A 24,901-nucleotide genomic window follows, 5' to 3' on the forward strand; every position below is an offset into this window, starting at 1 on the left:
AATTTCACAACATATATGACGAAAATATCATCAATAAAGGAGATACTATGGCGAGTATGGGCGTGCTTGATATGTTTGTACGCGTTGGGGAAACGAGAAGTTTCACTGCAACTGGGCGGCAGTTGGGAATATCGGCTTCGGCAGTAAGTAAGGCGATTGGCCGTTTGGAAGAAAGATTACATGTGCGCCTACTACATAGATCTACTCGCACTGTGAACCTGACGCCTGAAGGTGCGCAGTTTCTTGAACGTTGCCGACGTATTCTGTGCGAGGTAGAAGCCGCAGAAAACGAAATATCTCAATCGTTGTCTATTCCTTCTGGGAAATTAAGAATGAGTATCCCTTCAGTCGGGATGTTCTTTATGCCCAAGCTTGCGATCTTCAAAAAAGAATATCCAGATATAGAGTTAGATATTGACTGCTCTGACCGGCTAGTCGATGTCATAGAGGAAGGTTTTGATGTCGTCATACGCACGGGAGAATTAACCGATTCACGACTAACATCCCGGAAAGTCGGTAGTTACAGAAGGGTTATTGTCGGCTCTCCTGAATATTTCCAACGCACTGGCTTACCTCAAAAACCAGACGATTTAAAAGGGCGTGATGGTTTGTTATATCGTTATCTTAGCACCGGCAAGACCGGTAATTGGCCATTGGGCTTGACTCAAAAAGCCAATTTCGAATTACGAACAAGTATGGTGACTAACACTCTTGGTCCGCTAGTCACATTTGCCGAAGAAGGGCTCGGCGTAGCATGTATACCGGATATTGCTATCAAAAGGCAATTAGAATCTGGGAAATTAATTTCTGTACTTGACGAATTCAATGATGAAATAACGACCTTTAGAGTTGTATGGCCTTCAGGTCCCTTTCTCACACCTAAATTAAGAACCTTCGTTGACTTTGTAGTTGAAAAATTATTTCCTATATAATGAAATTTATTTTCGCCAAAATGAAATTTTATGCGGCTCCTGCCATTAAATTATAGGAGCCGAAATATGCCATGAATTCGGCATCCTTGAGGTGGTTCGCTACACCGTCAAAAACTTTATGGCGTGGAATACGAATATTGTGGCAAACACAGAGATGAGTAAAATCGATAACAAAGAGTCCCGTGGGTTTTCCTTTTAGATGGGTCAAATAGCTACAAAAAGGAACTAAAACAGAGGAAGCTATCCCGATAAAACGGATGTAACTGAGTAAAATCGGAAAATCGTTGCGGTGGTACTGCCAAATGAATCCCAAATAAAATGTTTTGAAATGACGGTGATTTGACATATGAAAAAAATCAAAATTGGAACAGGCACTTAGTTCAATTTTTTATCCAGAATTCAGGTTTATTACGATTTATCCCCGTTCATGCGGGGAACTCACCACATCGATATATCATTACAAATGGAGAAAATTATTGCGCCTGCTCCACCGTCATCCGGCGATACTTATATACGAATAGCTAAAGTGCTGAGATTAGAAAAAGAAGTAGAAAGAAAAGATAAAAAGATTGAAAAACTAACAATGCAAGTCAGCTTATTGGCTGAATCAACCAAAATTTCTGACATGGCAAAAATCGAGTATCCTTTTCATAACATCCTTACATTTTTTGCGGTAATCAAAACAATTGATTGTTTAAAATAATCACAAGGGAAGCCCGTTGGGACTTCCCTTGGTTTTCAGAAAAAATCAATTATCACAATCCCCTTCCTTTGCAAGACGAACATCCGCCTTAGATACTACCCTTTTTCCTTCTTCCTCTGTTGATGCACTCAAACCAGCACCACCAACAAAAACGCCCATTTTTATGTATTGCCTTATGAAGTAATTTTTTCCAGATTCGGTGAAAATTACTAAGTCATTAGGAGAGAACTCTGATTCGGTTGATATTTTGTGGTTTTGGTCACCTGATACTTGTGTGTAGAAAAATGTTTTATCTGCTGTTTCTCCAATACACTTCCCATCAACATAAATCTCTTTTTTTAGAGCCTTACCGACAAAGCTGTCGCGGTAGATATATAAGCCAGATTTGCTTTCCTCTGGGGCAGAAAAGCTTTTAGCTTTTGCTGATTCTTGTTCAGTTGCAAGAGGTACGCTGGCACAACCACTGAGAAACAAAGCGCCTAAAAGAGAAGTTGATAAAAGTAATTTTTTAGTATTCATCATAAAAAAACAACACCTTTTGTATAAAAGTAAAAACACTAACCTCGTAACTGAAGTTACTTGGATAGAGTTTATGTGATGGATGTCCAGTTAAAATCTCTCTTTAAGCCACGGACGGTTTTAATGCCCGCCTGGGACTGTTTTCTAATGCTCAATGACGTATAAATCGGATTTATTTATTTCCATTCTAATATGAGCTACCCCATTAACTATCAATGCGTTCGGAGGACGAGGTGTATCGCTTATATCAATCATAGCTTCGACTTTACCGCAAAATACTTTATCTCTCCCCTCTGATAGGATGTTCGAGGGATTTGCATTGGCATCAATATCAAATGTAACCAAACACGTTTTCTCAATCCCTTTATCCTGATCCATTATAATAATGTTAGACAAAGATTTTATAACTAAATCCGAATATGTTTGCTCAGGCGTCTTTTGTTCTTTTTCGCCACACCCTGCCAATGCTATTAATGACAACAATAAACAAACTGACTTTTTCATCACATTCTCATTATTAAATATTTTCCACATTTAATCACTGAGCGAATGATAAGTGTTACTGATTTTTTGATCAGCACATTCCAAAAGTGTGAAGAGAGTAACAAAAGTCTCACTAAGCCACGGATGGCGTTCCATCCCCGCACGTGTGGGGAACTTAGATCTATCAATAATCAAAGCCCGTTCCCATCAGATAGCGTGTAAGATTTTATTTCTGGCTTAGCTCTCTTAATTGCCACGTCTGTTAGCTTTATCATTTCACCCATGTGTATAGGAAAAACCATACACAATTTCATGTCGCTTTCAGCGAGATGTTAAGAGATGTCAGGAGACTTGTGATTATCGGTATGTATTGATTTTGCTAGGAACAGTAGACTTTAGGAGACGTTGCGAGAAGTGTATATGGCGGAGGAGGAGAGATTCGAACTCTCGGATGGTTTCCCATCGGCGGTTTTCAAGACCGCTGCCTTCAGCCGCTCGGCCACCCCTCCGCAATGCCGAGCACTATAAACATCACTGTTTCCAATGTAAAGTATTTATCCGTCCAATTGCCGCTAATTTACCCATAACACTATCTATTAGTTTATTTATTCAGCATGTTGGGTAATCTTTCTTGGGAATAGCAGTGATTTTTGCTAAATTGCAATCATCATTATTGGATGGTAAGAACGTTATGTTGGTATTTGAAGGTCGTGAGATCGAAACTGATGCGCAAGGGTATCTCAAGAATAGCAGTGATTGGCAAGAAGCAATGGCGGTTATTATTGCCGAGCAGGAAGCAATTACGTTAACCGAACAGCATTGGGAAGTTGTCCGTTTTGTGCGTGAATTCTATGAAGAATTTAATACTTCTCCCGCTATTCGTATGTTAGTCAAAGCGATCGCTCAAAAATATGGCGAAGAAAAAGGGAACAGCCGTTATCTCTATCGCCTTTTTCCCAAAGGGCCTGCAAAACAAGCCACAAAAATTGCAGGCCTACCTAAGCCAGTTAAATGTATTTGATTTATTCATCCGTCACTAATGGCGGATGCTAAAATCACTCATCTCTTCTACTTCACAAAACTGAGATTGAACATGTTCTATTTTGGCACTTGGCGGCCCTCCCTGCGCCAACCAATGTGTCAACATTTTGATTTGAGCATCATTGCCGCACGCGACAATTTTGACACTGCCATCATTCATATTGCGGACATATCCCACTAACTTATTTTTCTTTGCCCAACGGTAGGTGTGATAACGGAATCCAACACCCTGTACCCTTCCGTAAACATAAATAGTGATGCTATGTTGAGTCATTGTTGCATTCCTCCCAGATAAAATGGTAAGCGCTTTAAAACATTAAACCTACTTTTGGTATTGTATTTTATATACGCAACAGCTAACCTAAAATTATGAGGGGGTGATCACATGCCACCTTGGTTTAAAATCATGCAAAAATTCCGGTCGCCGGGTGTGCGCTTGAAATTTACCTTACTACCCCTATATAAAAGAATCATTGCAAGGTTTCTTTGGAGGTGACTATGATGATCGCCAGCAAATTCGGTATCGGCCAGCAAGTACGACATAGGTTGTTGGGTTATTTGGGTGTTATTGTCGACATTGATGCTGAATATTCTCTAGAACAGCCGCAGGAAAATGATATTGCATCTAATGCGACTTTACGTTCAGCGCCTTGGTATCACGTTGTGATGGAAGGCGACGATGGACAGCCTGTTCAAACCTATTTGGCAGAAGCGCAATTAACTTATGAAACAATAGATTATCATCCAGAGCAATCGTCTCTGGATGAGTTAGCTGAAGTTATCCGCGATCAATTTCGAACCCCGCGGCGGCGAAATTAAGTGATTTGCTTACCACGATCCTAACACACAGTGAGGTGGTGCATAAAAACACCGCCTTATTTATTTTTCTATTCCCAAACGCGGAATTTCGATTTTAGGGCAGCGATCCATCACAACCGCTAAGCCTGCCTGTTCTGCCAACAATTTGGCTGCTTGGTTAAAGATACCTTTTTGTAACCAAAGCACTTTAGCACCAATGGCAATAGCTTCCTCCGCGACACCATAGGCCGCCTCTGCATTGCGAAACACTTCTACCATATCAATAGGTTGTTTAATATCTGACAATTGGCTCACAACAAGCTGGTTCAATAATGTTTCGCCCGCCAGTTTAGGACTGACAGGGATAACGTTATACCCTTGATTCAGTAAATATTTCATTACCTGATAACTTGGACGATCGGTTTTTTCGCTCGCGCCGACTAACGCGATAGTTTGCACCTTTCCTAGTATATCTGCGATATCTTGATCACGCATTGAATCTTCTAAGCCTCCTGCTACATCTGTTTTTCAATCTGGTTTTTTTAAGGAGTACGCTGAATCGGCACGCCTAATTGTGCCAACTGATGAATAAAAGCCGACGGATCTTTCGGTGACTGCATTAACCAGACCTGCTTTTTCGCCCGCGTCAACGCGACATATAGCAAACGACGCTCTTCTGCATCCGGGAAATCTTCAGATCGGGGCAATAAAACCTGTTCGATCATCGTTTCCCTGTCTGATGCCGGAAAACCATCGATACCCTGCTGCAACCCCAAAATAATGACATAATCCGCCTGCTGCCCTTGAGATGCATGAATTGTCATAAAAGCAATCGTCAAATTTGGCCAACGGGTAGGTGCTTTTCTCAATACTTCTGGTTTAAGATGGTGGTAACGTGCCAATAATAAGATAGTTTCCTGCCTGGTAACATACCCACTCATTTTATTCAGCAATGATTCCAGCTGCCCTTCTGGTAAAATGACGACCGATTTTTTATTGCCTTTTGTCAGGCTACGGAGTGGCTTGGTTAACGGGTGAGGATTTTGCTGCATAAATCGGTTGGCAATGTCACCAATACGGTCATTGAAACGATAAGCCGTATCCAATGTACATTCAACCCCTTGACCAAAGTAGGTTGAAAATACGGTTGTTGCTGTTAATTCAGCACCATTAGCACAATAAATTGCCTGCCAATCATCACCCACAGCAAATACATGGCCTTGCTTATTTTGCGCTTTCAATGCCGCCAGTAATTTTATCGCCAAAGGGGAAATATCTTGAAATTCATCCACCAGGATATGTTTCCATGGGCTGATAAAACGACCTTTCTGTAGGATATCCACTGCCTGATGGATTAAGCCATAAAAGTCGATCGCACCTTCAGATTTTAATGCCGATTTCCAGGCTTTCAGCAAAGGCGCCATCAGCCGTAGCTGTTTTTGAAATACACCAAGATAAGCTGCAGGCGCCTGTTCAATCATCTCTTTTTGACGACCACCATGCATACGCATTAGCCCTAGCCAGTGATCCAGACGAATCGATAAACGAGCCGTCAATAACTTATCATGCCAATATTCGCCTTCCGGTAGTGGCCAATCCAGTTCTTCGGTCAACCATTCTCGCCAGCCTTTAGCCTGTGCTTTCTTGTCTCTGCACTGTTTTTGCCATTCTTGAATAAGGAAATTCCGACGCTTTTGGCTATCCATTTCCATCTTACTGATTTTTAATAACTTACTACTACCTTGTTGAATGATATGCAATGCCAGGTCATGCCATGTTTTCGCTTTTATTTCTTTTGTTCCCAAACGAACCTGAATACGTTCATTCATCTCATCAGCAGACTGACGATCAAAAGCCAGCAACAACATTTGCTCAGGAAGGGCTTGCTGACGTAACAATAACCATCCAGCGCGAGCCACTAAAACCGCCGTTTTTCCACTGCCCGCCCCGCCTAATACCAGAACATGTTGTTCACCATTAAGTACTGCCTGGCATTGAGCGTGATTGAGAGGAGATGTTTCTATTGTCTGAAAAAATTGCTCATACTGTGCCAATGTGTGCGCCATCCATTGTTGGTTCAGGCTTTGCCGGATTTTTTCCCCATTATCCAACCAATCCAGACAAGTTTTATAATCATCACGGCAATTTTCAAATTGTGTCATTCGCTGTAATGGCACCGGTAACGCCTGAAATGTTTCCCGGATTTGCTGCTGCACCAACGCTAAATCGGCTGTTTTTAACCAGCGATTTTCCTTTTTTATTTTAATAATTTCATTAAGTTGAGCTGCCAAAGCATCAGCGCTGACATTGCTCATGTCTCGACTCCATTCTTGCCATTTCTTGAGTAAGAAATGATAAAAATGTTGTGTCTGCTGCCATGCCGTACCATGCAGACGGATCACGTTTCCTTCCGGTAATTCAAATTCCAATTCCCCCCAAACAATCCCTCGCTTACACTGAATAGCAATCAATTGATTAAATGGAATAAGGTACTGGTGTTTTTCACCGCTGACTTCAATACCCGCATTAAGTAAACGCACCCGGTTATAAGGGTGCTGAGCGAGGCGTTGGCCGATTTGCGTTGATTTTAGTTCCATTGTCGTGGCACCTGTACCTGAAAATTGTTGAACGACTTCATCACGTAAACGTTGTTAGGGGTAATTTGTGCTAACGGTTTTATCCAGTTCCCGCCATTTTCTGTATCACAGTCACGTCTTCTATTATATCCGTATATTCATTGCACTGACAGGAACTACCCTGATCCCTTGGTTATTCGGAGCAGAACCTAAAATAACCATTCCACTGCTGTTAGGTGTCGTTGCGGCCGCATTAACAGATTTGGATGACCGCCTGGTCGGACGATTACGTAATCTGACCATTACCTTAGTTTCTTTCTTTGTCGCTTCCGCTTCGATTACCCTATTGTTTCCCTATCCATGGCTTTTTATGCCCGGACTGGCAGTCTCCACGTGTGGATTTATTCTGCTTGGGGCGTTGGGGCAACGTTACGCCACCATTGCCTTTGGCGCTTTATTGATAGCCATTTATACTATGCTTGGTTCATCCATCTTCCCTATCTGGTATCAACAGCCCTTATTACTGCTGATTGGGGCAATATGGTATAATTTGCTGACATTAACCGGTCATTTACTATTCCCGATCCTCCCCTTGCAAGAAAATTTAGCGCACTGTTATCAACAACTTTCACTCTATCTCTATGCCAAAACCAGCCTGTTTGATCCCGACGCTGAAAGCGAGGAATATAAACAATCGGTGTTTGATGTTGCCATGGCAAACAGTGCGCTGGTTGCAACGCTCAATCAGGCGAAGAGTTCCTTGTTGAGTCGTTTAAAAGGCGACAGGGGTCAACGAGGAACGCGTCATACATTACATTATTATTTTGTCGCTCAAGATATCCATGAACGCGCCAGTTCGTCCCATATTCAATATCAAAAACTCAGAGCAATATTTCGCCACAGTGATATTATGTTTCGCGTACAAAGGTTACTTTCTATGCAAGCCAGAGCCTGTGAGCAAGTTGCACAATCTATCCTCCTGCGTAAGCAATATCAGCATAATCCACGTTTTGAAAACGCACTCAACTATCTTGAAAGCTCCATTGAGCGTTTAAAAAATCCGCAAGGAATGGATAGCGAGATAATGGCATTTGATAATTTACTGAAAAATTTGCGTGCCATTGACGCTCAATTAGCCGGGATCAGTTCGGATCAATATCTGCTTTCACAACCTCTTCTTTCCTTACATGCGCTGCCAAAAGAGAAACAAGAAGACACACAATTATCCGAGGAAAATTTAACCGGCTGGCGTGATATTGGATTCAGAATCAAAAGTAACTTAACACCAAAATCGGTGCTGTTCCGCCACGCTATTCGCATGTCAGTCTTACTGTGTACTGGTTATGCCATTATTCAGTTATTTGATTTGCAGCGCGGGTATTGGATCTTGTTAACCAGTTTATTTGTCTGCCAGCCAAACTATAGTGCCACGCGTCGCCGCCTCGCTTTGCGTGTTATTGGTACATTGGCCGGCATTTTGATCGGCCTGCCTATTCTCTATTTTGTTCCTACTCTTGAAGGTCAGTTAGTATTAATTGTTATTTCCGGCATGTTATTTTTTGCCTTTCGTAATAGCCAATATGCACACGCAACGCTATTTATCACTTTGCTAGTATTACTGAGTTTCAATTTATTAGGGGAAGGCTTTGACGTCGCACTGCCTAGGATTATTGACACACTCATAGGCTGTGGTATTGCCTTGCTTGCTGTCAGTTTCATTTGGCCAGACTGGAAATTCCGTCAATTGCCGCAGGTAATGACCCGAACCATGAATGCCAATTACCGCTATTTCAGCGCGATCGTCACGCAATATCACCAAGGCAGAAATAACAGCCTGAATTATCGAATTGCCCGTCGTGATGCGCATAATTGTGATGCTGAATTGGCATCTGTGATCGCCAATATGGCATCAGATCCCAAAAATTACCGTCTTTCTCAAGACGCTGCTTTTCGTTTACTGTGCCTGAATCATACGATGCTAAGTTATATTTCTGCATTGGGCGCCCATCGCGAAAAGCTGAATGATCCCGCTATACTGGATATTCTTAATGATGTAATTTGCCATGTTGAAATAGCATTAAAACAAGGCCAGATTGACTCTGATACACAGCAAACCATGAAGAATGATTTAATTAGTAGAATCAATTTATTACCATCAGATAGTTATCATTCAGACAATAATAGCAAAGCCCAACTTGTGCTACAGCAAATAGGGTTATTGATAGCGCTATTACCCGAGTTAATGCGTTTAACAACACAAATTAACGAGCAAGAACCACACTGATACAATAAGTGACTAGGGGCTAAATACCCTTAGCGGTCAAGTTAAACTGTCAGCTCTAATCACGGCTAATACATATCAGGATCATATCAAGATGACTCACTATGATAGTTTTTCCAACGATACCATGAACGATAGTCGTTCAATCCGAGAATTCTTTTTTGAAAATCTGAACGCCTTATCTCAACATAGATATTGCCTGATACCTGAGTGGATATACCAAAGTACGGGGGAGTCTGTAAAATGTTAGCACTCAAACAAGTTACCCCACAATCTCCCCTATGGAATGCATTTCTTCATCTTTACGGCGAATATTTTCAGCGCCATTGGCCAAACGTTTTCGGAAACCAATCTGAAGATGCAATAGCGAAAGCACAGCATGTAGCACTTGAACAACGGCTCCAACAAGGTGATAGAGGGCTATTTTTGTTGTTGAATGCAGACCAATTAGCCGGATTGGCGAATGTGTATCTTGAGCGAGAAGAAGCCATCACGCTGAATATTGCTGAATTTTATATCAGGGATGAATACCAGCACCAAAAGTTGGGTTATGGTTTATGGCATGCCATGTTGCAGTGGGGGCGAAATCAGGGCGCAACACATGTCCATTTAGAAACCGATGTCGGTAAGGTGGCCAATCTTTTTTTGGTCAATCCCAAAAACTAACCGCTCATCAGGTCGGTGACCGGATACATTATACGAGTGTCATACCGCCTTTGAAGATACTCTGGATCAGACATGGGCAAATTGGACCTCTTGATCACCTTGATTATTGTCCTGAAGACCATATGACTGCCCTTGATGCTAACTCTATCAAACAAGCTGAAGAAATAGGAACACGGATATTAGGTGAATATCCATGGCAACGTGTTTACAGTTCTCCCCAACGCCAGGCACTGGAAACAGCCAAGGCTTTATTGGGTTCAACACATGAGTCTTGTTCAATACAAGAAGACAGTGCACTTTGTGAATTCTTTCCTGAAGAACTCATTGGCATGAAACTGGCTGATATTCCGCGCCGTTATGGTGAAGATTATACCCACCGCTTATTGCATACGCCTCTTGATACCCCTTTCAAAAACTCAGAACATGTACTCGATGTCGCTAACAGAATCAATCACTTTATCATGCAAATCGGTGATGAAATTTCAATGTCGCCCATGCGGATGATTATTTCCCATCAAAATCTGCACAATATCTTTGTAGCAAATTTGATGGCAAACAGCCTCAATTTTTCTGGTCGATTACACCTTCATAACCTGCATGGCAGTACTTTTTTATATTTTCCCCAAACGAAACAATTTCATATAGAAAATATAAATATCCCTTTATGAGAAAATAATATGTTAAAAAATAACCCATACATTATTTTTGACGCCGAGCCTTTCTGCTTTGGCCCAATATCCACCACATTAAATGTGGTGGAACAATTAAAATATCGAAATAAATTAAAACCAGAAACTAAATTTATTTTGTTAGGGATGCTTACCTCTTCAATACAAACGCTTACTCAATCAGTTTTATTGTTATCTAAGGAACACCGATTATCTATATTGATACTCGATAAAATATCATGCGTCATGAATGATCATCTGCATTCTGTTGAACCAGTTCACTGTGCCAGTTAATTAATTCGTCGCGTATATTTTCGGGTAATACTGCCACATGGCATCCTTCGATCGCCCCTGCCAAAGCAAGCAACACATTGACATTTGACTTTTTTCTATGCTGCTGGAGCTTAAGATAAGCTACTTTTGCCCCCAATATGCGTAATTCTTCTACTTTAGAAATACCCACTTTCCATAATTGTCTTTCTAAAGCGATACCCAAATTGGGAAGATCTTTAAGCCTGGGTGGCATTTTCAGCCGATCAAGCATTTCTTTCATTGCGTATTGATAGGCTAAATTTACATATTCAAACAACTGTTTTTGATCCTGCCAAAGCGATTCATTAACACGGTAATACCGTAAGAGTACCGGGATTCCCCTTTTTGAATAAATGAATTTCTCCATTCCTCTGGCCTTAAATAATACCTCGGCGTGACTGTTTCCTCGTAAATAAAGTTCCCCATCAGAACTGATAGCAAATAAAATGCCATCAATTAACAGCCCAATACCGCCAAATTGAGATTTTTTCTTAAGTCTCCCCAGTGAAGATACACCTTGTTGCAATTGGGCAAAACGAGCTCCGGATAAAAACATTTTTTATCACTCCATGAATCACTTTCCAACGTAATGTTTAATCACGCCTGCTATTAATGAAATAGATAACAAGAACAATTAATTAAAACCATACGCAATCTGTTTCCAACTGCCAATCGTTAAGTCAGAAAAATCCCAATTTCTGTAAATTTTTGCGAAGCGCTTTGAAAAAAAGAGACTTGCTTTTAATCAAATAGCGTTATACTGTATAAATATACAGGTTTGTTATGGTAAGGAAAATGATGAGCATTCAATCCACGTGGAAAAATCTCACTGAGAAAAAGACAACCGTTGCCAGCACAACAGTAAACGAACACAAAACAGACAAAGAAACGCTTGGGATGACCGCGAAAAGACGATCTTTTATGGAATCACCTCAATCCACTTCACACAGCGAAACTGGGATGGTCAGTGAGCTGCTCTACAGCGAACATCAATCGGTCATTAATCACATTCTGCTACCTTTATTGCGTCAGTCAGGACAAGAAGAGCGATGGCTGCTTTGGGTCAATCCCAATAAACGGTTAAGCCGTCAGTGGTTAATCAATGCCGGGCTTCCTCTGGATAAAATCATTCAATTAAATCAAATCCGCCCGACGGCTTCGATTGCGGCAATGGAAAAAGCGCTGGCAAGTGGCAATTACAGCATCATATTGGGCTGGTTACCCGAATTATCTGCATATCAATTAAATAGGCTGCAAATGGCTGCCCAACAAGGCACGACCCTCGGCTTTATCATGCGTCCACAAAATCGATTACATCGTTTGATTTCGCCACCTAATAAATTACACATTCACTCCAATTACTATCATTGACTTAAATTAGCATTGACTTAAATTAGAACTAATCTGGCTTTTTTATAAAAAAATGCGCTAGAGACTGATAACTATTATTGTTTGTAATGAAAATCAATATATTAATTTCGTAAATATTGTAAATATCTGTCAGTAATGTTCAGATCAATCAATTAGCACTTAAAATTTTTTGTGCCATAAGTCACACTGTACTTGTAACTTTTTAACTTCGTTGTAGACTTTAGACAGTTTAGAGCGTTGTGCTCACCAATCTTATATTTCAGAACATATCTTCTGGTGAAAGCACAATTACCTAACAGAACATTTTAACCAATGGCTAACAATAAGGCTTTTAAGGCCAATTGCCTATATTGGATGATAACGAGGCGTAAGATGAAGAAGACAGCTATCGCAGTAGCAGTGGCAGTGGCAGCTTTCGCAACTGCTGCTCAAGCAGCCCCAAAGGACAATACCTGGTATACCGGTGCTAAATTGGGTTGGTCGCAATACCATGACGTGAATTTCTACGGCAATGGTTATAATGACCAGATTGGTAACGGCCCTACCCGCAAAAACCAACCAGGTGTAGGTGCCTATGTCGGTTATCAAGCAAACCCCTATTTAGGCTTTGAACTGGGTTATGATTGGTTAGGACGCATGAATTACAACGGGAGTATCAACAATGGTTCTTTCCGTGCACAGGGCGTTCAGCTCACGACTAAGCTAAGCTATCCAGTACTGAGTGACCTGGATGTGTATACGCGTCTTGGTGGTATGATATGGCGTGCAGACTCCTCCGCCACTTACAACGCCAATACTGTAAATCAGTCCAGTCTGAAAAACCATGATACCGGTGTTTCTCCACTGGCGGCAGTTGGTGTTGAGTACGCTCTGACCAAAAATCTGGCAACCCGCCTTGATTATCAGTGGGTGAATAACATTGGTGATGCTAACAGTGTTGGCGCCCGCCCGGATAACGGTCTGCTGAGTGTCGGTGTCTCTTACCGCTTTGGTCAAGATGAAGTCGCCCCAATTGCAGCCCCCGTCGCGCCTCCCGTTGCACCAGCACCAACGCCTATCGTTGAAAACAAGAGCTTTACCCTGCGCTCCGATGTTCTGTTTAACTTCAACAAATCAACATTGAAAGCAGAAGGTCAACAGGAACTGGATAATCTGTACAATCAATTAGCCAAAATCGACCCAGAACAGGGTAAGGTGCTGGTTGTCGGCTACACTGACCGCATTGGCAGCCAAAATTACAACCTGCCTTTGTCTCAGAAGCGTGCTCAATCCGTTGTCGATTATTTGGTTGCTAAAGGCGTCCCAGCAAATAGCATCCAGGCAGAAGGCCGTGGTAAAGAGAACCCCGTCACTGGCTCAACCTGTGATAAAATTAAGGTTCGCTCTAAACTGATTGATTGCCTGGCACCAGATCGTCGTGTAATTATCAATATTCAGGGCGTTACTCAAGTGGTTACTCATCCACAAGCAGCTAAGTAATCGCGCCTTATCCATTAAAACCCCATGTAAAAATGGGGTTTTACGTTTTGGTGTATTTTCCTATTAATTACCGACGTTATTTTCCCAGTATTGCTTCTAAATCCTGCTTCAAACTCGATATTTGATGGGTATATTTTTCCCGATATTCAGCATCTTCCAATAACTGTATAATCGTTTCTGACAGCGTATTGCTACGGCGCCGGGAGAGCGCGGAAAGCCGTTGCCAAACATGAAAATCCAAATCAATCGATTTTTTGCGTGAATGTTGATGTTCAGCATTAAAATGACGTTTACGTCGTGCCCGAACCGTTTGCTTCATGCGGTTGGATAGCTCCGGATTCATATGCAAGGAGATCCATTTCAGTACCTTGACTGGCTCTCGTTCTAACTTCATTAATTCATTGACAGCATCCTGTGCCGCACTTTTTTCAAGATATTTAGTGATCGGCTCGCCTTCACGGTGTTTTTTTGCCAGATATGCCCATTTCCAGCCACATTCCAGATTTTCCAATTGTTGATATTTCATTTTATCTCTCAGTGACAGCGTAACTTAAATTAAGCATAGCAACTATTTCTTCGACTTGCATTGCACGGGGAAGAATAATGCATCTTGATGTACGATGGGGTATACCCTATGGATTTCAAGATGATGGATTTCAAGATGCCGCGTTGATCTCTTGGGAGCAATCCCCCGAAGCAGCAATGAAGCAGCAATAATGGAGTCACGGGGAAGCGTGTACCGTCAACAAAACGGCAAATTGCAAGACAACGAGGATGAGCCTACTTTACCAATCATAAAAGGGCTGGCTCAAATCCCATTTCTTTTAACATTATAGCGTGTTGGTTCATTGCCTAATCTTGTATAATAAATGTTTCCCTTTTACTTAATGTAGCTATCATTTTGACGAATATAAAACTAGACTGGCAGGCATTACAGCCAAACAATGCGCCTTATCAGGCTCTCTTTAATTCTGTTGCCGAATTGTCCCCCATCACTATCGATGTTGTTCAACCCCGGCTGCACAGTGGATTATCCCTTTTTTGCCAAGCCTCTCTGCGTCAACCTTTTATGCTGCTGAAAGCAGAAGAGAGTGATACTTATCTATCTCTTTTATCTGATACGGTTTCCTCTTTGTTGCCGACGTTACCGGAAAACCATTCAAGTATGGGTGGCTATTATCAGGTAGAGCACCAAACTATTACCTGGCATCCGTCAGGAAAAGGGCTTTTTGCCCCCACTGAACGCGTTGCTTACCGCGAGTGGATTGAACCAGAACAATTATTTGGCAATATCTATATACATCAAGGTGTTATTCAACTACAACCTGGTCTTATCCATCAGGTTAATGGCGGTGTCTTGATTTTGCCTCTGCGCGCCCTACTCTCCCAGCCATTGATGTGGATGCGCCTGAAACAGATGATTATCCAGCGCCGTTTTGACTGGCTGTCGCACGATGAAAACCGTTCTCTTCCATTGCCGGTACCTTCAATGGCGCTGGATCTGAGGCTGCTTTTAGTCGGTGACCGGCTTAGTCTTGAAGAACTGCAATCTATTGAGCCTGAGCTAGCAAGCAGTGCATTGTATGGTGAATTTGAGCTGGAGATGACCTTCCATGAAGAAAATGATCTCACTGTATGGTGTCAGTATGTTAATGGCCTTATCCAGCAACACAACTTACCTTCATTAAGTGCTGATGCCTGGCCTGAACTGATTAAACTCGCGGTTCGTTATACCGGGGATAAATCCCAGTTACCTTTAGATATTCAATGGATACAACAAAAACTGGAAGCCGCAGCTGGTTACCATCAGGAAAATCAGATTACCCAGTATTCCCTGCAACAAGCAGAAGATAACCGTATCTGGCGCCATAGTTATTTGTCTGAACGCAGTATGGATGAGATTCTGAAAGGTCAGGTCTTGATTCGCACACAAGGCGCAGTGATTGGCCAAATTAATGGGTTGTCGGTACTTGAATATCCCGGACATCCTGATCCCATCGGTGAACCCTCCCGAATCAGTTGTGTTGCACACTTAGGCGATGGGGAATTTATTGACGTGGAACGCAAAGTCGAGCTAGGTGGCAATCTTCATGCGAAAGGTATGATGATTATGCAGGCTTATTTAATTTCTGAATTGAAATTAGATCAACCACAACCCTTCTCTGCTTCTATTGTATTTGAACAATCCTATGGTGAAGTAGACGGAGACAGTGCTTCACTCGCTGAATTATGCGCCCTGATCAGCGCCTTGTCACAACAGCCCATCGATCAGCAAATTGCGGTTACTGGTGCGGTGGATCAGTTTGGTTATGTTCAGGCGATTGGGGGGGTTAATGAAAAAATTGAGGGCTTCTTCCGCATATGTCGCTACCGCGGGCTAACGGGACATCAAGGTGTCATTATTCCCGCGACCAATGTTCAACATTTGTGCCTCAATGAAGAGGTGATTAATGCGGTCAAAAAGGGGCAATTTCATATTTGGGCAGTCGAGCATGTCTGTGAAGCGGCATCGTTATTAACAGGCATTCCCTATTACGATCCACAAAAAGAACACTTGTTAGCTCTAATACAGGAACGTATAGCACAGGCTCATATTCAAGAAAGACCCCGTTTCCCCTGGTTTCTCCGCTGGCTAGGGTAATTTCATTATTATCTGATCGGAGTTGTTGGGCGTACAAGTGTACGCTATTCTCTAGCCTTACACAATAATAAGGCTATCTGAGAATATGTTTATAAAACAAGCGTCCTACACGAAGGAAGAACTTCAAGCCTCTGGACAAGGTAAATTGTTTGGTGAGAATGGACCACCGCTACCTTCTGGCAATATGTTAATGATGGATCGCATCACGAAAATGTCAGAAACCGGCGGTAGTTACGACAAAGGGTATGTTGAGGCTGAATTCGACATCAATCCTGAGCTGTGGTTTTTCGATTGTCATTTTGTCAACGATCCTGTCATGCCTGGCTGTCTCGGACTTGATGCAATGTGGCAGCTTGTCGGTTTCTACCTGGGTTGGCTCGGTGGAGAAGGTAAAGGCCGTGCGCTCGGCGTTGGAGAAGTCAAATTCACTGGTCAAATATTACCAACAGCCAAAAAAGTGACCTATCGCATTAATTTCAAGCGTGTGATTAATCGCAAATTAATTATGGGACTGGCTGACGGCGAAGTTCTGGTCGATGGCAAATTGATTTATACGGCGACTGACTTGAAAGTCGGCTTATTCAAAGATACCAGCGCGTTTTAATCAACGACAAATCAATTCACATTGGCGACTAACCTGCTCTCCGATGCTAAACACCTCCGCGATAGCAGAGGTGTTTTTCCTGTTTAATGACCCCAATATTTCGCTCGGTTAAGGTTGCAAATAAAGTTGCCGGGCAATGGATTTGGCTAACTGACGGTAACCTTTCGATAAAGTTAGCACTAAATCAGCATAGCCATCTTTTTCCTGTTTCAGCGTCATATCAAACGGCTGCTTAATCACCCTATCTGAGTTAGCCAATATCCAATAACCGCCAATCAACACCTGACCATCATAGCGGCCGTGAAAAGCGGTTATTGTCATATTCAGCGCATCTGCCTCTTTTTCCAGTTGCTGATCAGCAACCAAACGATTCGGAAATGCGGCACTAAGCTCAGCGATCAACGCCTGTTGTAACTGCTGCTGTAACGGGCTGGCCCATAAGTGGTTTGATGCATTGACATAACTGACCTTGCCTGTTTGATACACGATCCCAGGGGCAGCCAGGTAATCAGAAAGGTCAACACTTTTTATCCACAACTGCGGTTCATGTTTCGCCCCCAGTTGACTTTCCAGGGTTACCGGCTTTTCCACTGCTCTATCCACCGACACGGGTAACTGGTAATAGGTTTTTTGTGGTTGTCCACGACTGCATCCCGCAATAAGCAAACTTCCAACCACTAAAACGCCAATGGAGATCAAAAATGGCAATCTTGAAATTAACTTTTTCATTATTGAGGTGCCTTTTTCGGTTCTGGATCGTTTGTCGCTTCAGCTTCGAAAACGAGTGCATTACTCTTATTGTTAAGGGTTTTCAAAACAGGTTGTAATTCACGTAATACCTGATCCAACCGCTGCATATTGTTCATCAGTTGACGATAAGCGGGTGAGCCTGGCTGAATACCCTGCATACTGCGATTCAGCTCGTGTAATGTCGTTTGTATCTCTTTCGGAAGTGTCTGGGCTTCTTTACTCTCAAGGATACGATTGAGTTCATCCATCATTTTATGGGCTGCTTTAATCGTCTTCTGGCTTTCTTCAAGCGCCTGCCTTGCCTGAACAAATACCGGCTCAATCTGCATATTATTGATTTTATCCAACATTGTTATCACTTTTTGTTGAATTTGCGCTAAACCACCGCTGATGGTTGGTAACGTTGCATAACCTGCAATTTTCGTCGGGCCTTTCCAGGGTTTCTCATCAGGGTAAAAATCCAGATCAATAAACAGTGCGCCAGTCAGTAAATTGCCGGATTTCAGCGTCGCTCTTAACCCTTGTGTAATGACCAGCTTTAATTCTTTGTCTGTATCGAATCCGCTACCCAATTCTTTCTCAAGGCGCTCAGGCTCGATATGGATTAATACCGGGATGCGGAAGTCATTATCGAGACGTTGCCTAATTCCTTCTGTATAAAAAGGCACTTTTGCAACCGTTCCCAATCGGATACCGCGAAATTCAACGGGGGCGCCCACCTGTAATCCCCGTACAGAATCAGAGAAAAATAATAAAAAGTCTTTATGCTGAGTATAAAGTGAGCTTTGAATGCTTTTCTCACTATCATAAAGTTTGAATACGGCTTTTTCTTTGACGGGATTGCCCAAAGCCCAACCTTCCGGAACATCAAAACTCACCCCACCCGCAAACAGGGTTGATAATGAAGCCACATCAACCCGTAAACCTTGCGATGACATATCGAAAGAGACACCGCTGTCTTTCCAGAATCTGGCGTTGGTTGTTAATAAACTATCGTAAGGCGCATTCACGAAAATTTGGTAGTGAACTTGTCTGGAGAGTGGATCGAAGAAGCCTGTTTCAACCGAGCCTACCCGATATCCCCGGAATAACACCGGATCACCCGGCGTTAATCGTCCTGCTGTTTCACTGGTCAAAACAATACGAATGCCTTTTGCATCAGGGGAAGCCAAGGGAGGAGAGTCCAGCAGTGAAAAAGTCTGTTCTTTCTCTTCTTGTGTGCCGGGCTGTAATTCGATAAATGCCCCGGACAGTAACGTACTCAGGCCAGAAACCCCTTCACGGCCAATCTGAGGTTTTACCACCCAAAATGCGGTATCTTTGCGCAATAGATGCGCCATACCATCATTAAGGCGAGCTTTAATAATCACCTTATCCAGACTATCACTCAGTGATACAGTTTCAACAATACCTACATTGACACTGCGGCTTTTGATTTTGGTTTTTCCTGCTTCAATCCCCTCCGCGCCCGTTGTGATTAACGTGACTTGCGGCCCCTGGTGACTGAAATGATAGAATAATATCCACGCCCCAATCAGCACTGTGACAATGGGGACGATCCATACAGGTGACCAACTCTTCAGCTTACTGATTCGAGCTTGAGTCAGATCCTCTTCTTTCTCCGTCACCTTACAACTCCTCACTTTTATGTAATACAAATTGACTGTTAGATTTATCCCAAGTTAAACGTGGATCAAATGTCATTGAGGCAAACATGGTTAAGATCACGACCAAAGCAAACAATGTAGCGCCCATTGCCGGGTAGATGCTCATCAGTTGTCCCATTTGCACCAACGACGATAATACCGCAATCACAAACACATCAATCATTGACCAACGCCCCACAAATTCCACGATTTCATAAATAAAATGCATCGTTTCAGAACCATGTCTACCCTGAATTTTTGCATTCCAACACAACCAACTGATAGCCAGCATTTTCAGCAAAGGCACCATGATGCTGGCAATAAAAATAATCATCGCAACAGGATAAGAACCGGCGCGCCAAAGTAAGATGATGCCCTCTAAAATGGTGGAGTTAATATGGCTTCCGAGTGCCTGCGTGACCATTATGGGTAAAATATTTGCCGGAATATAAAGTATGACCGAAGTTATCAGGAGTGCCATTGTGTATTGAAGGCTGTGATAACGACGGGCATGACCTTTTGTATAGCAACGGGGGCATTGCAACTGGTGAACAGGCAGAATGGCGGTACAACACTGGCACAACCTGACACCTTGCACTAAACCAGGGATCCCTGCCTGTAATTGATGAGCGATTTCAGGTGCCGGTTCTATGTCATTCCAAAACCAATGTCGATCAAGGCATTGAAATGCCCTGATCTGAAACAAACAAAATAAACAATAGGGCAAAAAGCTCAAACCAACACTGATTTCACCATATGCCATGAGCTTTACAAAGCTCACCAGAACGCCCGCCAGAAAAATTTCTGCCATACACCAGGTTTTCATCTTAAACAAAATACGCGCCAGCGCCATTTTGAAGCGGCGCGCCATTTTAACGTTCTGGCATAACAGGATGATGGCAACCATACAAAATGTTGGCACAAGCTGCACAAAGATCAGGAAGAACACCGCCATACTGGAGTAGTCTTCACTGAACATGGCTTGGGGGATTTGAATCAACGTGATTTCACTCACTATCCCCGCAACGTTCATGCTAACAAAAGGAAACAGGCTAGCAATAAAGAGCATGATTAATGCGCTTAATGCATAACCGGTTGGCTGGTAGCGCGGTTCTCTCCACTTTGCGGTCAGTAAAGTATTGCATCGTGGGCAAACCGCTTTTTTTCCTTGTTCTAAATCAGGCACAGCCGCCAGCATGTCACACTGGGGGCAAAGAACCAGCCTGTCGTGCTGATGGTTATGGGAACACAAAGTGTTTCTCCTTTAGAAAAAACCACAAACTTCTTTTATACGGTAGCTATCATCCGTTTTTCATCATTTCCAGTTCCTGCCAACGATCAAATGCTTTTTCCAGCTCTTGTTCTTTGCTTGCCAATTCATTCAGAACATTTTGGGTCACGTCATGAGATTGATTAAAAAATTCCGGATCACTGACCTGAGATTGTAACTTATCCAATGCTTCTTCTAGCTTTTCTAATAATGAAGGGAGTTGTTCTAATTCACGTCGTAAATGGTAACTTAATTTGTTGTTCGCCCGTTTAGGTGTTTCTTTCGGTTTTACGGCTTTGTCGTCCGCATTCGCCTTTTTCTCTGAAGGCTGGCGCAGGGAAACCGTTTGTGCCCGTTGTTGCTGAGCATCGTAATATCCCCCCACATAATGGTTGATTTCACCATTACCTTCAAAAATCCAGCATTCAGTCACCGAGTTATCCACAAATTGACGATCATGGCTAACTAAAATCACCGTCCCAGTATAACTATCAACCAATTCTTCTAATAGTTCTAGTGTTTCAACATCAAGGTCATTCGTCGGTTCATCAAGAATAAGCAAATTACTTGGTTTCAAGAATAGACGAGCCAACAGCAGGCGGTTGCGCTCACCACCGGAAAGCGCACGGACAGGCGTCATGGCGCGTTTAGGATGGAACAGAAAATCCTGTAAATATCCCAGTACATGGCGGGAGCGTCCATTGACCATGACTTCCTGTTTACCTTCAGCGAGGTTATCCATGACGGTTTTATCGGGGTCCAGTGCGGCACGATGCTGATCAAAGTAAGCAACTTCAAGCTTTGTTCCACAATGAATGCGCCCACTGTCAGCGGACAAATCGCCTAACATTAGCTTCAATAGTGTCGTCTTACCGCAGCCATTTGGCCCGACTAACGCAATTTTGTCACCACGCTGAACTTGCGAGGAAAAGTTTTTAACTAATGTCTTATCACCAATCCGGTAATTGACATTTTCCATTTCAAAAACAATCTTGCCGGAACGTGTCGCTTCTTCGACCTGCATCTTTGCCGTTCCCATCACATTGCGACGTTCAGAATGTTCTGCGCGTAATGCTTTCAGGGCTCTTACCCGACCTTCATTACGGGTACGTCGTGCTTTAATGCCCTGACGGATCCAAACTTCTTCCTGCGCCAGTTTTTTATCAAATTCGGCATTTTGTAACTCTTCTACCCGCAGAGCTTCTTCTTTTGCCACCAGATACTTATCGTAATTCCCTGGCCATGAAGTCAATTTCCCTCGATCCAGATCAACGATACGTGTCGCCATACTGCGAATAAAAGAGCGGTCATGCGAAATAAACACCAGACTGCCATTAAAATCTTTCAGGAAACTCTCTAACCATTCGATGGTATTAATGTCCAGATGGTTGGTTGGCTCATCAAGGAACAGCACCTTTGGAGAACAAACCAGCGCCCTGCCTAATGCGGCTTTGCGCAGCCATCCCCCGGAGAGTGAAGAGAGTTTTGCTTCTGCTGGCAAAGCAAGCTGTTTCAGGACATCGTTTATACGGCTATCCAACGACCAAAGGCCGCGGATATCCAGTATTTCCTGTAATTCTGCCAGACGGTTAAGGTTCTTTTCGCCGGGATCAGTTTCCACCAAACGGGAAACCTGGTGAAAAGCTTTAATGTATTCCGCCTGTTCTTTTACCCCTTCGGCAACGAAATCAAAGACGGTGCCTTCTACATCACGGGGCGGATCTTGCTGTAAGCGCGCGACAACCAGATCTTGCTCATAAATCACCTGGCCATCATCCAAGGGCTGCTCTTTTGCCAACACGCGCAATAATGTGGATTTCCCTGCGCCATTTCGCCCAACTAAACACACTCTTTCGTTTTCTTCAATATGCAGTTCAGCATTATCCAACAGCGGTGCATCACTGAATGATAACCAAGCACCGGATAGATTAATCAATGACATAATATTATTTTTCCTCGCCAGCGTGACGCAGTAGCCAGCAGTTATGAATCTGACGATTGCGGGCAAAATCCTGAGATAACGTTTTTTCTGTTATCTCATTTGCAACCAGCCCTAACTTACTCAATTCAGCGAGATCCATTTTAAAACCCCGTTTATTATTGGAGAACATTAACGTTCCGCCGGGACGTAACAGGCATTTCAGTTGTTTCATTAATTCAATGTGATCGCGCTGAACATCAAACGTGTTTTCCATTCGCTTGGAGTTAGAGAATGTGGGTGGATCAATAAAGATGACATCGAATTGTTCACGAGCCTGCGCCAACCATCCCAGGCAATCCGCCTGAATCAAGCGGTGCTGACGCCCTGTTAAGCCGTTCGCCTGTAGATTTTTTTCTGCCCATTCCAGATAAGTGCGGGACATATCTACCGTTGTTGTCGAACGTGCGCCACCCAATCCCGCATGAACGGTCGCCGAACCGGTATAAGCAAACAAGTTAAGAAAATCTTTACCCCGGCTCATTTCACCCAATTTTTTTCGGACGATACGGTGGTCAAGGAATAATCCGGTGTCTAAATAATCGGTCAGGTTAACCCAGAATTTCGCACCATATTCGTTGACCAAAAAGAATTCTTTCTTCTCGGCCATTTTTTCATACTGGTTTTTACCCTTCTGACGCTGGCGGGTTTTCAGGATCAATTGACTGGATGATAAACCGAGCACATTCATTGTCGCACTGATGACATCAAACAGGCGTTGACGGGCTTTATTGACATCGACTGATTTCGGAGGCGCATACTCTTGCACAATCACCTTATCAGCATAGCGATCAACCGCAACATTGTATTCTGGTAGATCCGCATCGTATAAACGATAGCAATCAATACCTTGTTGTTTGGCCCATTTACTGAGTTTCTTCTCATTTTTACGCAACCGGTTGGCATAATCTTCAGCAATTCCGCCATCCAATGACTGCGTTTTATCCGATAGTTTTTCGCTCTTTTGAATGAAATAGTTCTTTTGAATACAATCCAGCGGGCCATTTTTGGCCTTGAACTCACGCTCAGCGCGTAATTGCAGACAACTTAACAGCTCCGGTGAAGCACTGAACAAGGATAAACGCCAGTCAGAGAAGCGGGCTTTCATCACGCGCCCAACGATGCTGTGCAGCGCTATCAACGCAGGTTCACTTTCAAGACGTTCACCATAAGGCGGGTTACATAATACGGTTCCCGTCGTCCCTTCCGGCTGTGGATTTTCCAGCTTGCTTGCATCCCCCTGCTGGAACTGGATCAGTTGTGCCACCCCTGCTCTGCGCGCATTTGAACGCGCCATATCCATGACCCGGCGATCAATATCGCTGCCGAAAAAGCGCGAGGACGTTTCCTGTAACCCTTTACGGAATCGTACCTGTGCTTCTGTCAGCACTTCACGCCAGCTTGTTTCATTGAATTTCAACCATGAGGTGAATCCCCAATGCTGACGATGCAAGCCAGGCGCACAATCGGCGGCCATCATGGCGGCTTCTATTAACAGCGTCCCTGAACCACACATAGGATCAACCATTGGCGTTCCTGTCTGCCAGCCAGAACGCAACACAATCGCTGCGGCAAGGTTTTCTTTCAGTGGGGCTTGTCCGGCCAAATCACGGTAGCCACGAATGTGCAGGCTATCGCCACTCAAATCGAGTGACACGATGGCTTTTTCTTTATTCAGAAAAACATGAACACGGATATCTGGCTGTTGTTTAGCAACATCTGGACGTTGCTTTATTTTGCGCATAAAACTATCGACAATCGCATCTTTCACTTTTAATGCGCCATATTGTGTATTTCTGATCTCCTCATTCGTACCGCTGAAATGCACCGAGAACGTGCGGTCAACTGAGAAAATCTCACTCCAGTCAATGGACTGGACACCAAGATAGAGATCCAAATCACTATAAACTTTGAATTCGTTAAGCGGCATCATGATACGGGAAGCCAGTCTGCTCCATAGCAGGCTTTTATACATCACCCGATCATCCGCCTGAAAATGAACCCCACCTTGGGCAATCTTACAAGATTGTGCTCCCAGCGTTTCTAATTCGTTCTTTAACAGTTCTTCTAGTCCACGTGCCGTGCTGGCAAAGAGAGCATTCATCGTATTTATCACCACAAAAAGTCCACCACCAAAAAAAATCGTTGCACATTATAGCCAATACCAACGACATGTCATAAAG

23 protein-coding genes, 1 tRNA gene and 1 pseudogene are annotated in these 24,901 nt (G+C 43.2%); 11 read left to right on the plus strand and 14 right to left on the minus strand.

Features of this window, described 5'->3' with window-relative positions; genetic code table 11:
* Positions 1-47: 47 nt before the first annotated feature.
* A complete protein-coding gene (locus XPG1_RS09555) occupies positions 48-932 on the plus strand; it encodes a LysR family transcriptional regulator (protein ID WP_045958870.1) in 885 nt (294 codons plus the stop codon).
* 46 nt (positions 933-978) lie between these two features.
* On the opposite strand, the pseudogene XPG1_RS09560 reads toward XPG1_RS09555, so the two are convergent.
* Positions 979-1,284 (minus strand): annotated as a pseudogene (locus tag XPG1_RS09560) (transposase); the annotation flags it as partial.
* Positions 1,285-1,395: 111 nt separating this feature from the next.
* Between XPG1_RS09560 and XPG1_RS09565 the strand changes: the two are divergent.
* Positions 1,396-1,635: a hypothetical protein gene (locus tag XPG1_RS09565; RefSeq protein ID WP_045958871.1), complete on the plus strand. Its 240-nt coding sequence runs from the start codon at positions 1,396-1,398 to the stop codon at positions 1,633-1,635.
* 45 nt (positions 1,636-1,680) lie between these two features.
* On the opposite strand, the gene XPG1_RS09570 is transcribed toward XPG1_RS09565, so the two are convergent.
* The 3 genes from XPG1_RS09570 to XPG1_RS09580 all read right to left on the minus strand — a co-directional run bounded on the left by XPG1_RS09570 (position 1,681) and on the right by XPG1_RS09580 (position 3,146).
* Entirely contained in the window at positions 1,681-2,157 is a 477-nt protein-coding gene (locus tag XPG1_RS09570) for a DUF2846 domain-containing protein (protein WP_197541100.1), read from the minus strand.
* A gap of 141 nt (positions 2,158-2,298) precedes the next feature.
* Positions 2,299-2,658, minus strand: a complete 360-nt coding sequence (locus tag XPG1_RS09575) for a hypothetical protein (RefSeq protein WP_045958872.1) — start codon at positions 2,656-2,658, stop codon at positions 2,299-2,301.
* Positions 2,659-3,058: 400 nt separating this feature from the next.
* Positions 3,059-3,146: transfer RNA gene (locus tag XPG1_RS09580), tRNA-Ser, on the minus strand.
* Between the two features lie 182 nt (positions 3,147-3,328).
* Between XPG1_RS09580 and tusE the strand changes: the two genes are divergently transcribed.
* Positions 3,329-3,658, plus strand: coding sequence for a sulfurtransferase TusE (gene tusE, locus XPG1_RS09585; RefSeq protein WP_045960657.1), 330 nt, complete (start codon positions 3,329-3,331; stop codon positions 3,656-3,658).
* A 15-nt stretch (positions 3,659-3,673) separates the two neighbouring features.
* Here tusE and yccX read toward each other — a convergent pair whose 3' ends face one another.
* Entirely contained in the window at positions 3,674-3,952 is a 279-nt protein-coding gene (yccX, locus tag XPG1_RS09590) for an acylphosphatase (RefSeq protein ID WP_045958873.1), read from the minus strand.
* Between the two features lie 224 nt (positions 3,953-4,176).
* Here yccX and hspQ point away from each other — a divergent pair, with 224 nt between their 5' ends.
* A complete protein-coding gene (hspQ, locus tag XPG1_RS09595) occupies positions 4,177-4,497 on the plus strand; it encodes a heat shock protein HspQ (RefSeq protein WP_173425870.1) in 321 nt (106 codons plus the stop codon).
* Between the two features lie 60 nt (positions 4,498-4,557).
* Here the strand turns inward: hspQ and XPG1_RS09600 are convergent, their stop codons facing one another.
* Both XPG1_RS09600 and helD read right to left on the minus strand, forming a co-directional pair.
* Positions 4,558-4,971, minus strand: a complete 414-nt coding sequence (locus tag XPG1_RS09600) for a CoA-binding protein (RefSeq protein WP_045958874.1) — start codon at positions 4,969-4,971, stop codon at positions 4,558-4,560.
* Between the two features lie 47 nt (positions 4,972-5,018).
* Entirely contained in the window at positions 5,019-7,073 is a 2,055-nt protein-coding gene (gene helD / locus XPG1_RS09605) for a DNA helicase IV (protein ID WP_045958875.1), read from the minus strand.
* Positions 7,074-7,140: 67 nt separating this feature from the next.
* On the opposite strand from helD, the gene yccS reads away from it, so the two are divergent.
* From yccS to XPG1_RS17080, 3 genes are all read left to right on the plus strand, one after another.
* Positions 7,141-9,336 carry a YccS family putative transporter gene (gene yccS, locus XPG1_RS09610; protein WP_045958876.1) on the plus strand — a complete coding sequence of 732 codons (2,196 nt, stop codon included), beginning with the start codon at positions 7,141-7,143 and terminating at the stop codon, positions 9,334-9,336.
* 240 nt (positions 9,337-9,576) lie between these two features.
* Positions 9,577-9,999 carry a GNAT family N-acetyltransferase gene (locus XPG1_RS09615; RefSeq protein ID WP_052708290.1) on the plus strand — a complete coding sequence of 141 codons (423 nt, stop codon included), beginning with the start codon at positions 9,577-9,579 and terminating at the stop codon, positions 9,997-9,999.
* A gap of 50 nt (positions 10,000-10,049) precedes the next feature.
* Positions 10,050-10,667 carry a histidine phosphatase family protein gene (locus tag XPG1_RS17080; RefSeq protein ID WP_071825368.1) on the plus strand — a complete coding sequence of 206 codons (618 nt, stop codon included), beginning with the start codon at positions 10,050-10,052 and terminating at the stop codon, positions 10,665-10,667.
* 244 nt (positions 10,668-10,911) lie between these two features.
* Here XPG1_RS17080 and XPG1_RS09620 read toward each other — a convergent pair whose 3' ends face one another.
* Positions 10,912-11,535, minus strand: coding sequence for a TfoX/Sxy family DNA transformation protein (locus tag XPG1_RS09620; RefSeq protein ID WP_045958877.1), 624 nt, complete (start codon positions 11,533-11,535; stop codon positions 10,912-10,914).
* 239 nt (positions 11,536-11,774) lie between these two features.
* Between XPG1_RS09620 and sulA the strand changes: the two genes are divergently transcribed.
* Positions 11,775-12,350: an SOS-induced cell division inhibitor SulA gene (gene sulA, locus XPG1_RS09625; RefSeq protein WP_231852993.1), complete on the plus strand. Its 576-nt coding sequence runs from the start codon at positions 11,775-11,777 to the stop codon at positions 12,348-12,350.
* A gap of 372 nt (positions 12,351-12,722) precedes the next feature.
* Complete coding sequence (ompA, locus tag XPG1_RS09630) at positions 12,723-13,829, plus strand: porin OmpA (RefSeq protein ID WP_045958879.1); 1,107 nt, start codon at positions 12,723-12,725, stop codon at positions 13,827-13,829.
* Between the two features lie 76 nt (positions 13,830-13,905).
* Here the strand turns inward: ompA and matP are convergent, their stop codons facing one another.
* A complete protein-coding gene (gene matP / locus XPG1_RS09635; protein WP_045958880.1) occupies positions 13,906-14,355 on the minus strand; it encodes a macrodomain Ter protein MatP in 450 nt (149 codons plus the stop codon).
* Positions 14,356-14,730: 375 nt separating this feature from the next.
* Between matP and XPG1_RS09640 the strand changes: the two genes are divergently transcribed.
* Together XPG1_RS09640 and fabA are read left to right on the plus strand one after the other, a co-directional pair.
* Positions 14,731-16,470 (plus strand): AAA family ATPase, encoded by a 1,740-nt coding sequence (locus tag XPG1_RS09640; RefSeq protein WP_045958881.1) that lies wholly within the window; start codon positions 14,731-14,733, stop codon positions 16,468-16,470.
* Positions 16,471-16,555: 85 nt separating this feature from the next.
* Entirely contained in the window at positions 16,556-17,074 is a 519-nt protein-coding gene (gene fabA / locus XPG1_RS09645; RefSeq protein WP_045958882.1) for a bifunctional 3-hydroxydecanoyl-ACP dehydratase/trans-2-decenoyl-ACP isomerase, read from the plus strand.
* Positions 17,075-17,182: 108 nt separating this feature from the next.
* Here the strand turns inward: fabA and pqiC are convergent, their stop codons facing one another.
* From pqiC to rlmKL, 5 genes are read right to left on the minus strand one after another with little or no spacing between them, the layout of a single operon-like run.
* Positions 17,183-17,803, minus strand: a complete 621-nt coding sequence (gene pqiC / locus XPG1_RS09650; RefSeq protein WP_045958883.1) for a membrane integrity-associated transporter subunit PqiC — start codon at positions 17,801-17,803, stop codon at positions 17,183-17,185.
* Positions 17,803-19,452, minus strand: coding sequence for an intermembrane transport protein PqiB (gene pqiB / locus XPG1_RS09655; protein ID WP_045958884.1), 1,650 nt, complete (start codon positions 19,450-19,452; stop codon positions 17,803-17,805). The genes pqiC and pqiB overlap by 1 nt, the downstream gene beginning before the upstream one ends.
* A 1-nt stretch (position 19,453) precedes the next feature.
* Positions 19,454-20,722, minus strand: coding sequence for a membrane integrity-associated transporter subunit PqiA (gene pqiA / locus XPG1_RS09660; RefSeq protein WP_045958885.1), 1,269 nt, complete (start codon positions 20,720-20,722; stop codon positions 19,454-19,456).
* Between the two features lie 49 nt (positions 20,723-20,771).
* Complete coding sequence (locus XPG1_RS09665; RefSeq protein ID WP_045958886.1) at positions 20,772-22,682, minus strand: ABC transporter ATP-binding protein; 1,911 nt, start codon at positions 22,680-22,682, stop codon at positions 20,772-20,774.
* A gap of 4 nt (positions 22,683-22,686) precedes the next feature.
* Positions 22,687-24,822, minus strand: a complete 2,136-nt coding sequence (rlmKL, locus tag XPG1_RS09670; RefSeq protein ID WP_045958887.1) for a bifunctional 23S rRNA (guanine(2069)-N(7))-methyltransferase RlmK/23S rRNA (guanine(2445)-N(2))-methyltransferase RlmL — start codon at positions 24,820-24,822, stop codon at positions 22,687-22,689.
* Between the last annotated feature and the right edge of the window lie 79 nt (positions 24,823-24,901).

It is taken from the genome of Xenorhabdus poinarii G6 (assembly GCF_000968175.1).
Taxonomy (GTDB): domain Bacteria; phylum Pseudomonadota; class Gammaproteobacteria; order Enterobacterales; family Enterobacteriaceae; genus Xenorhabdus; species Xenorhabdus poinarii.

Bases quoted from the DNA above. Each gene is read 5' to 3' on its own strand.
- XPG1_RS09555 (WP_045958870.1), top strand. From the start codon at position 48: ATGGCGAGTATGGGCGTGCTTGATATGTTTGTACGCGTTGGGGAAACG.
- XPG1_RS09565 (WP_045958871.1), top strand. From the start codon at position 1,396: ATGGAGAAAATTATTGCGCCTGCTCCACCGTCATCCGGCGATACTTAT.
- XPG1_RS09570 (WP_197541100.1), bottom strand. From the start codon at position 2,157: ATGATGAATACTAAAAAATTACTTTTATCAACTTCTCTTTTAGGCGCT.
- XPG1_RS09575 (WP_045958872.1), bottom strand. From the start codon at position 2,658: ATGAAAAAGTCAGTTTGTTTATTGTTGTCATTAATAGCATTGGCAGGG.
- tusE (WP_045960657.1), top strand. From the start codon at position 3,329: ATGTTGGTATTTGAAGGTCGTGAGATCGAAACTGATGCGCAAGGGTAT.
- yccX (WP_045958873.1), bottom strand. From the start codon at position 3,952: ATGACTCAACATAGCATCACTATTTATGTTTACGGAAGGGTACAGGGT.
- hspQ (WP_173425870.1), top strand. From the start codon at position 4,177: ATGATGATCGCCAGCAAATTCGGTATCGGCCAGCAAGTACGACATAGG.
- XPG1_RS09600 (WP_045958874.1), bottom strand. From the start codon at position 4,971: ATGCGTGATCAAGATATCGCAGATATACTAGGAAAGGTGCAAACTATC.
- helD (WP_045958875.1), bottom strand. From the start codon at position 7,073: ATGGAACTAAAATCAACGCAAATCGGCCAACGCCTCGCTCAGCACCCT.
- XPG1_RS09615 (WP_052708290.1), top strand. From the start codon at position 9,577: ATGTTAGCACTCAAACAAGTTACCCCACAATCTCCCCTATGGAATGCA.
- XPG1_RS09620 (WP_045958877.1), bottom strand. From the start codon at position 11,535: ATGTTTTTATCCGGAGCTCGTTTTGCCCAATTGCAACAAGGTGTATCT.
- sulA (WP_231852993.1), top strand. From the start codon at position 11,775: ATGATGAGCATTCAATCCACGTGGAAAAATCTCACTGAGAAAAAGACA.
- ompA (WP_045958879.1), top strand. From the start codon at position 12,723: ATGAAGAAGACAGCTATCGCAGTAGCAGTGGCAGTGGCAGCTTTCGCA.
- matP (WP_045958880.1), bottom strand. From the start codon at position 14,355: ATGAAATATCAACAATTGGAAAATCTGGAATGTGGCTGGAAATGGGCA.
- fabA (WP_045958882.1), top strand. From the start codon at position 16,556: ATGTTTATAAAACAAGCGTCCTACACGAAGGAAGAACTTCAAGCCTCT.
- pqiC (WP_045958883.1), bottom strand. From the start codon at position 17,803: ATGAAAAAGTTAATTTCAAGATTGCCATTTTTGATCTCCATTGGCGTT.
- XPG1_RS09665 (WP_045958886.1), bottom strand. From the start codon at position 22,682: ATGTCATTGATTAATCTATCCGGTGCTTGGTTATCATTCAGTGATGCA.
- rlmKL (WP_045958887.1), bottom strand. From the start codon at position 24,822: ATGAATGCTCTCTTTGCCAGCACGGCACGTGGACTAGAAGAACTGTTA.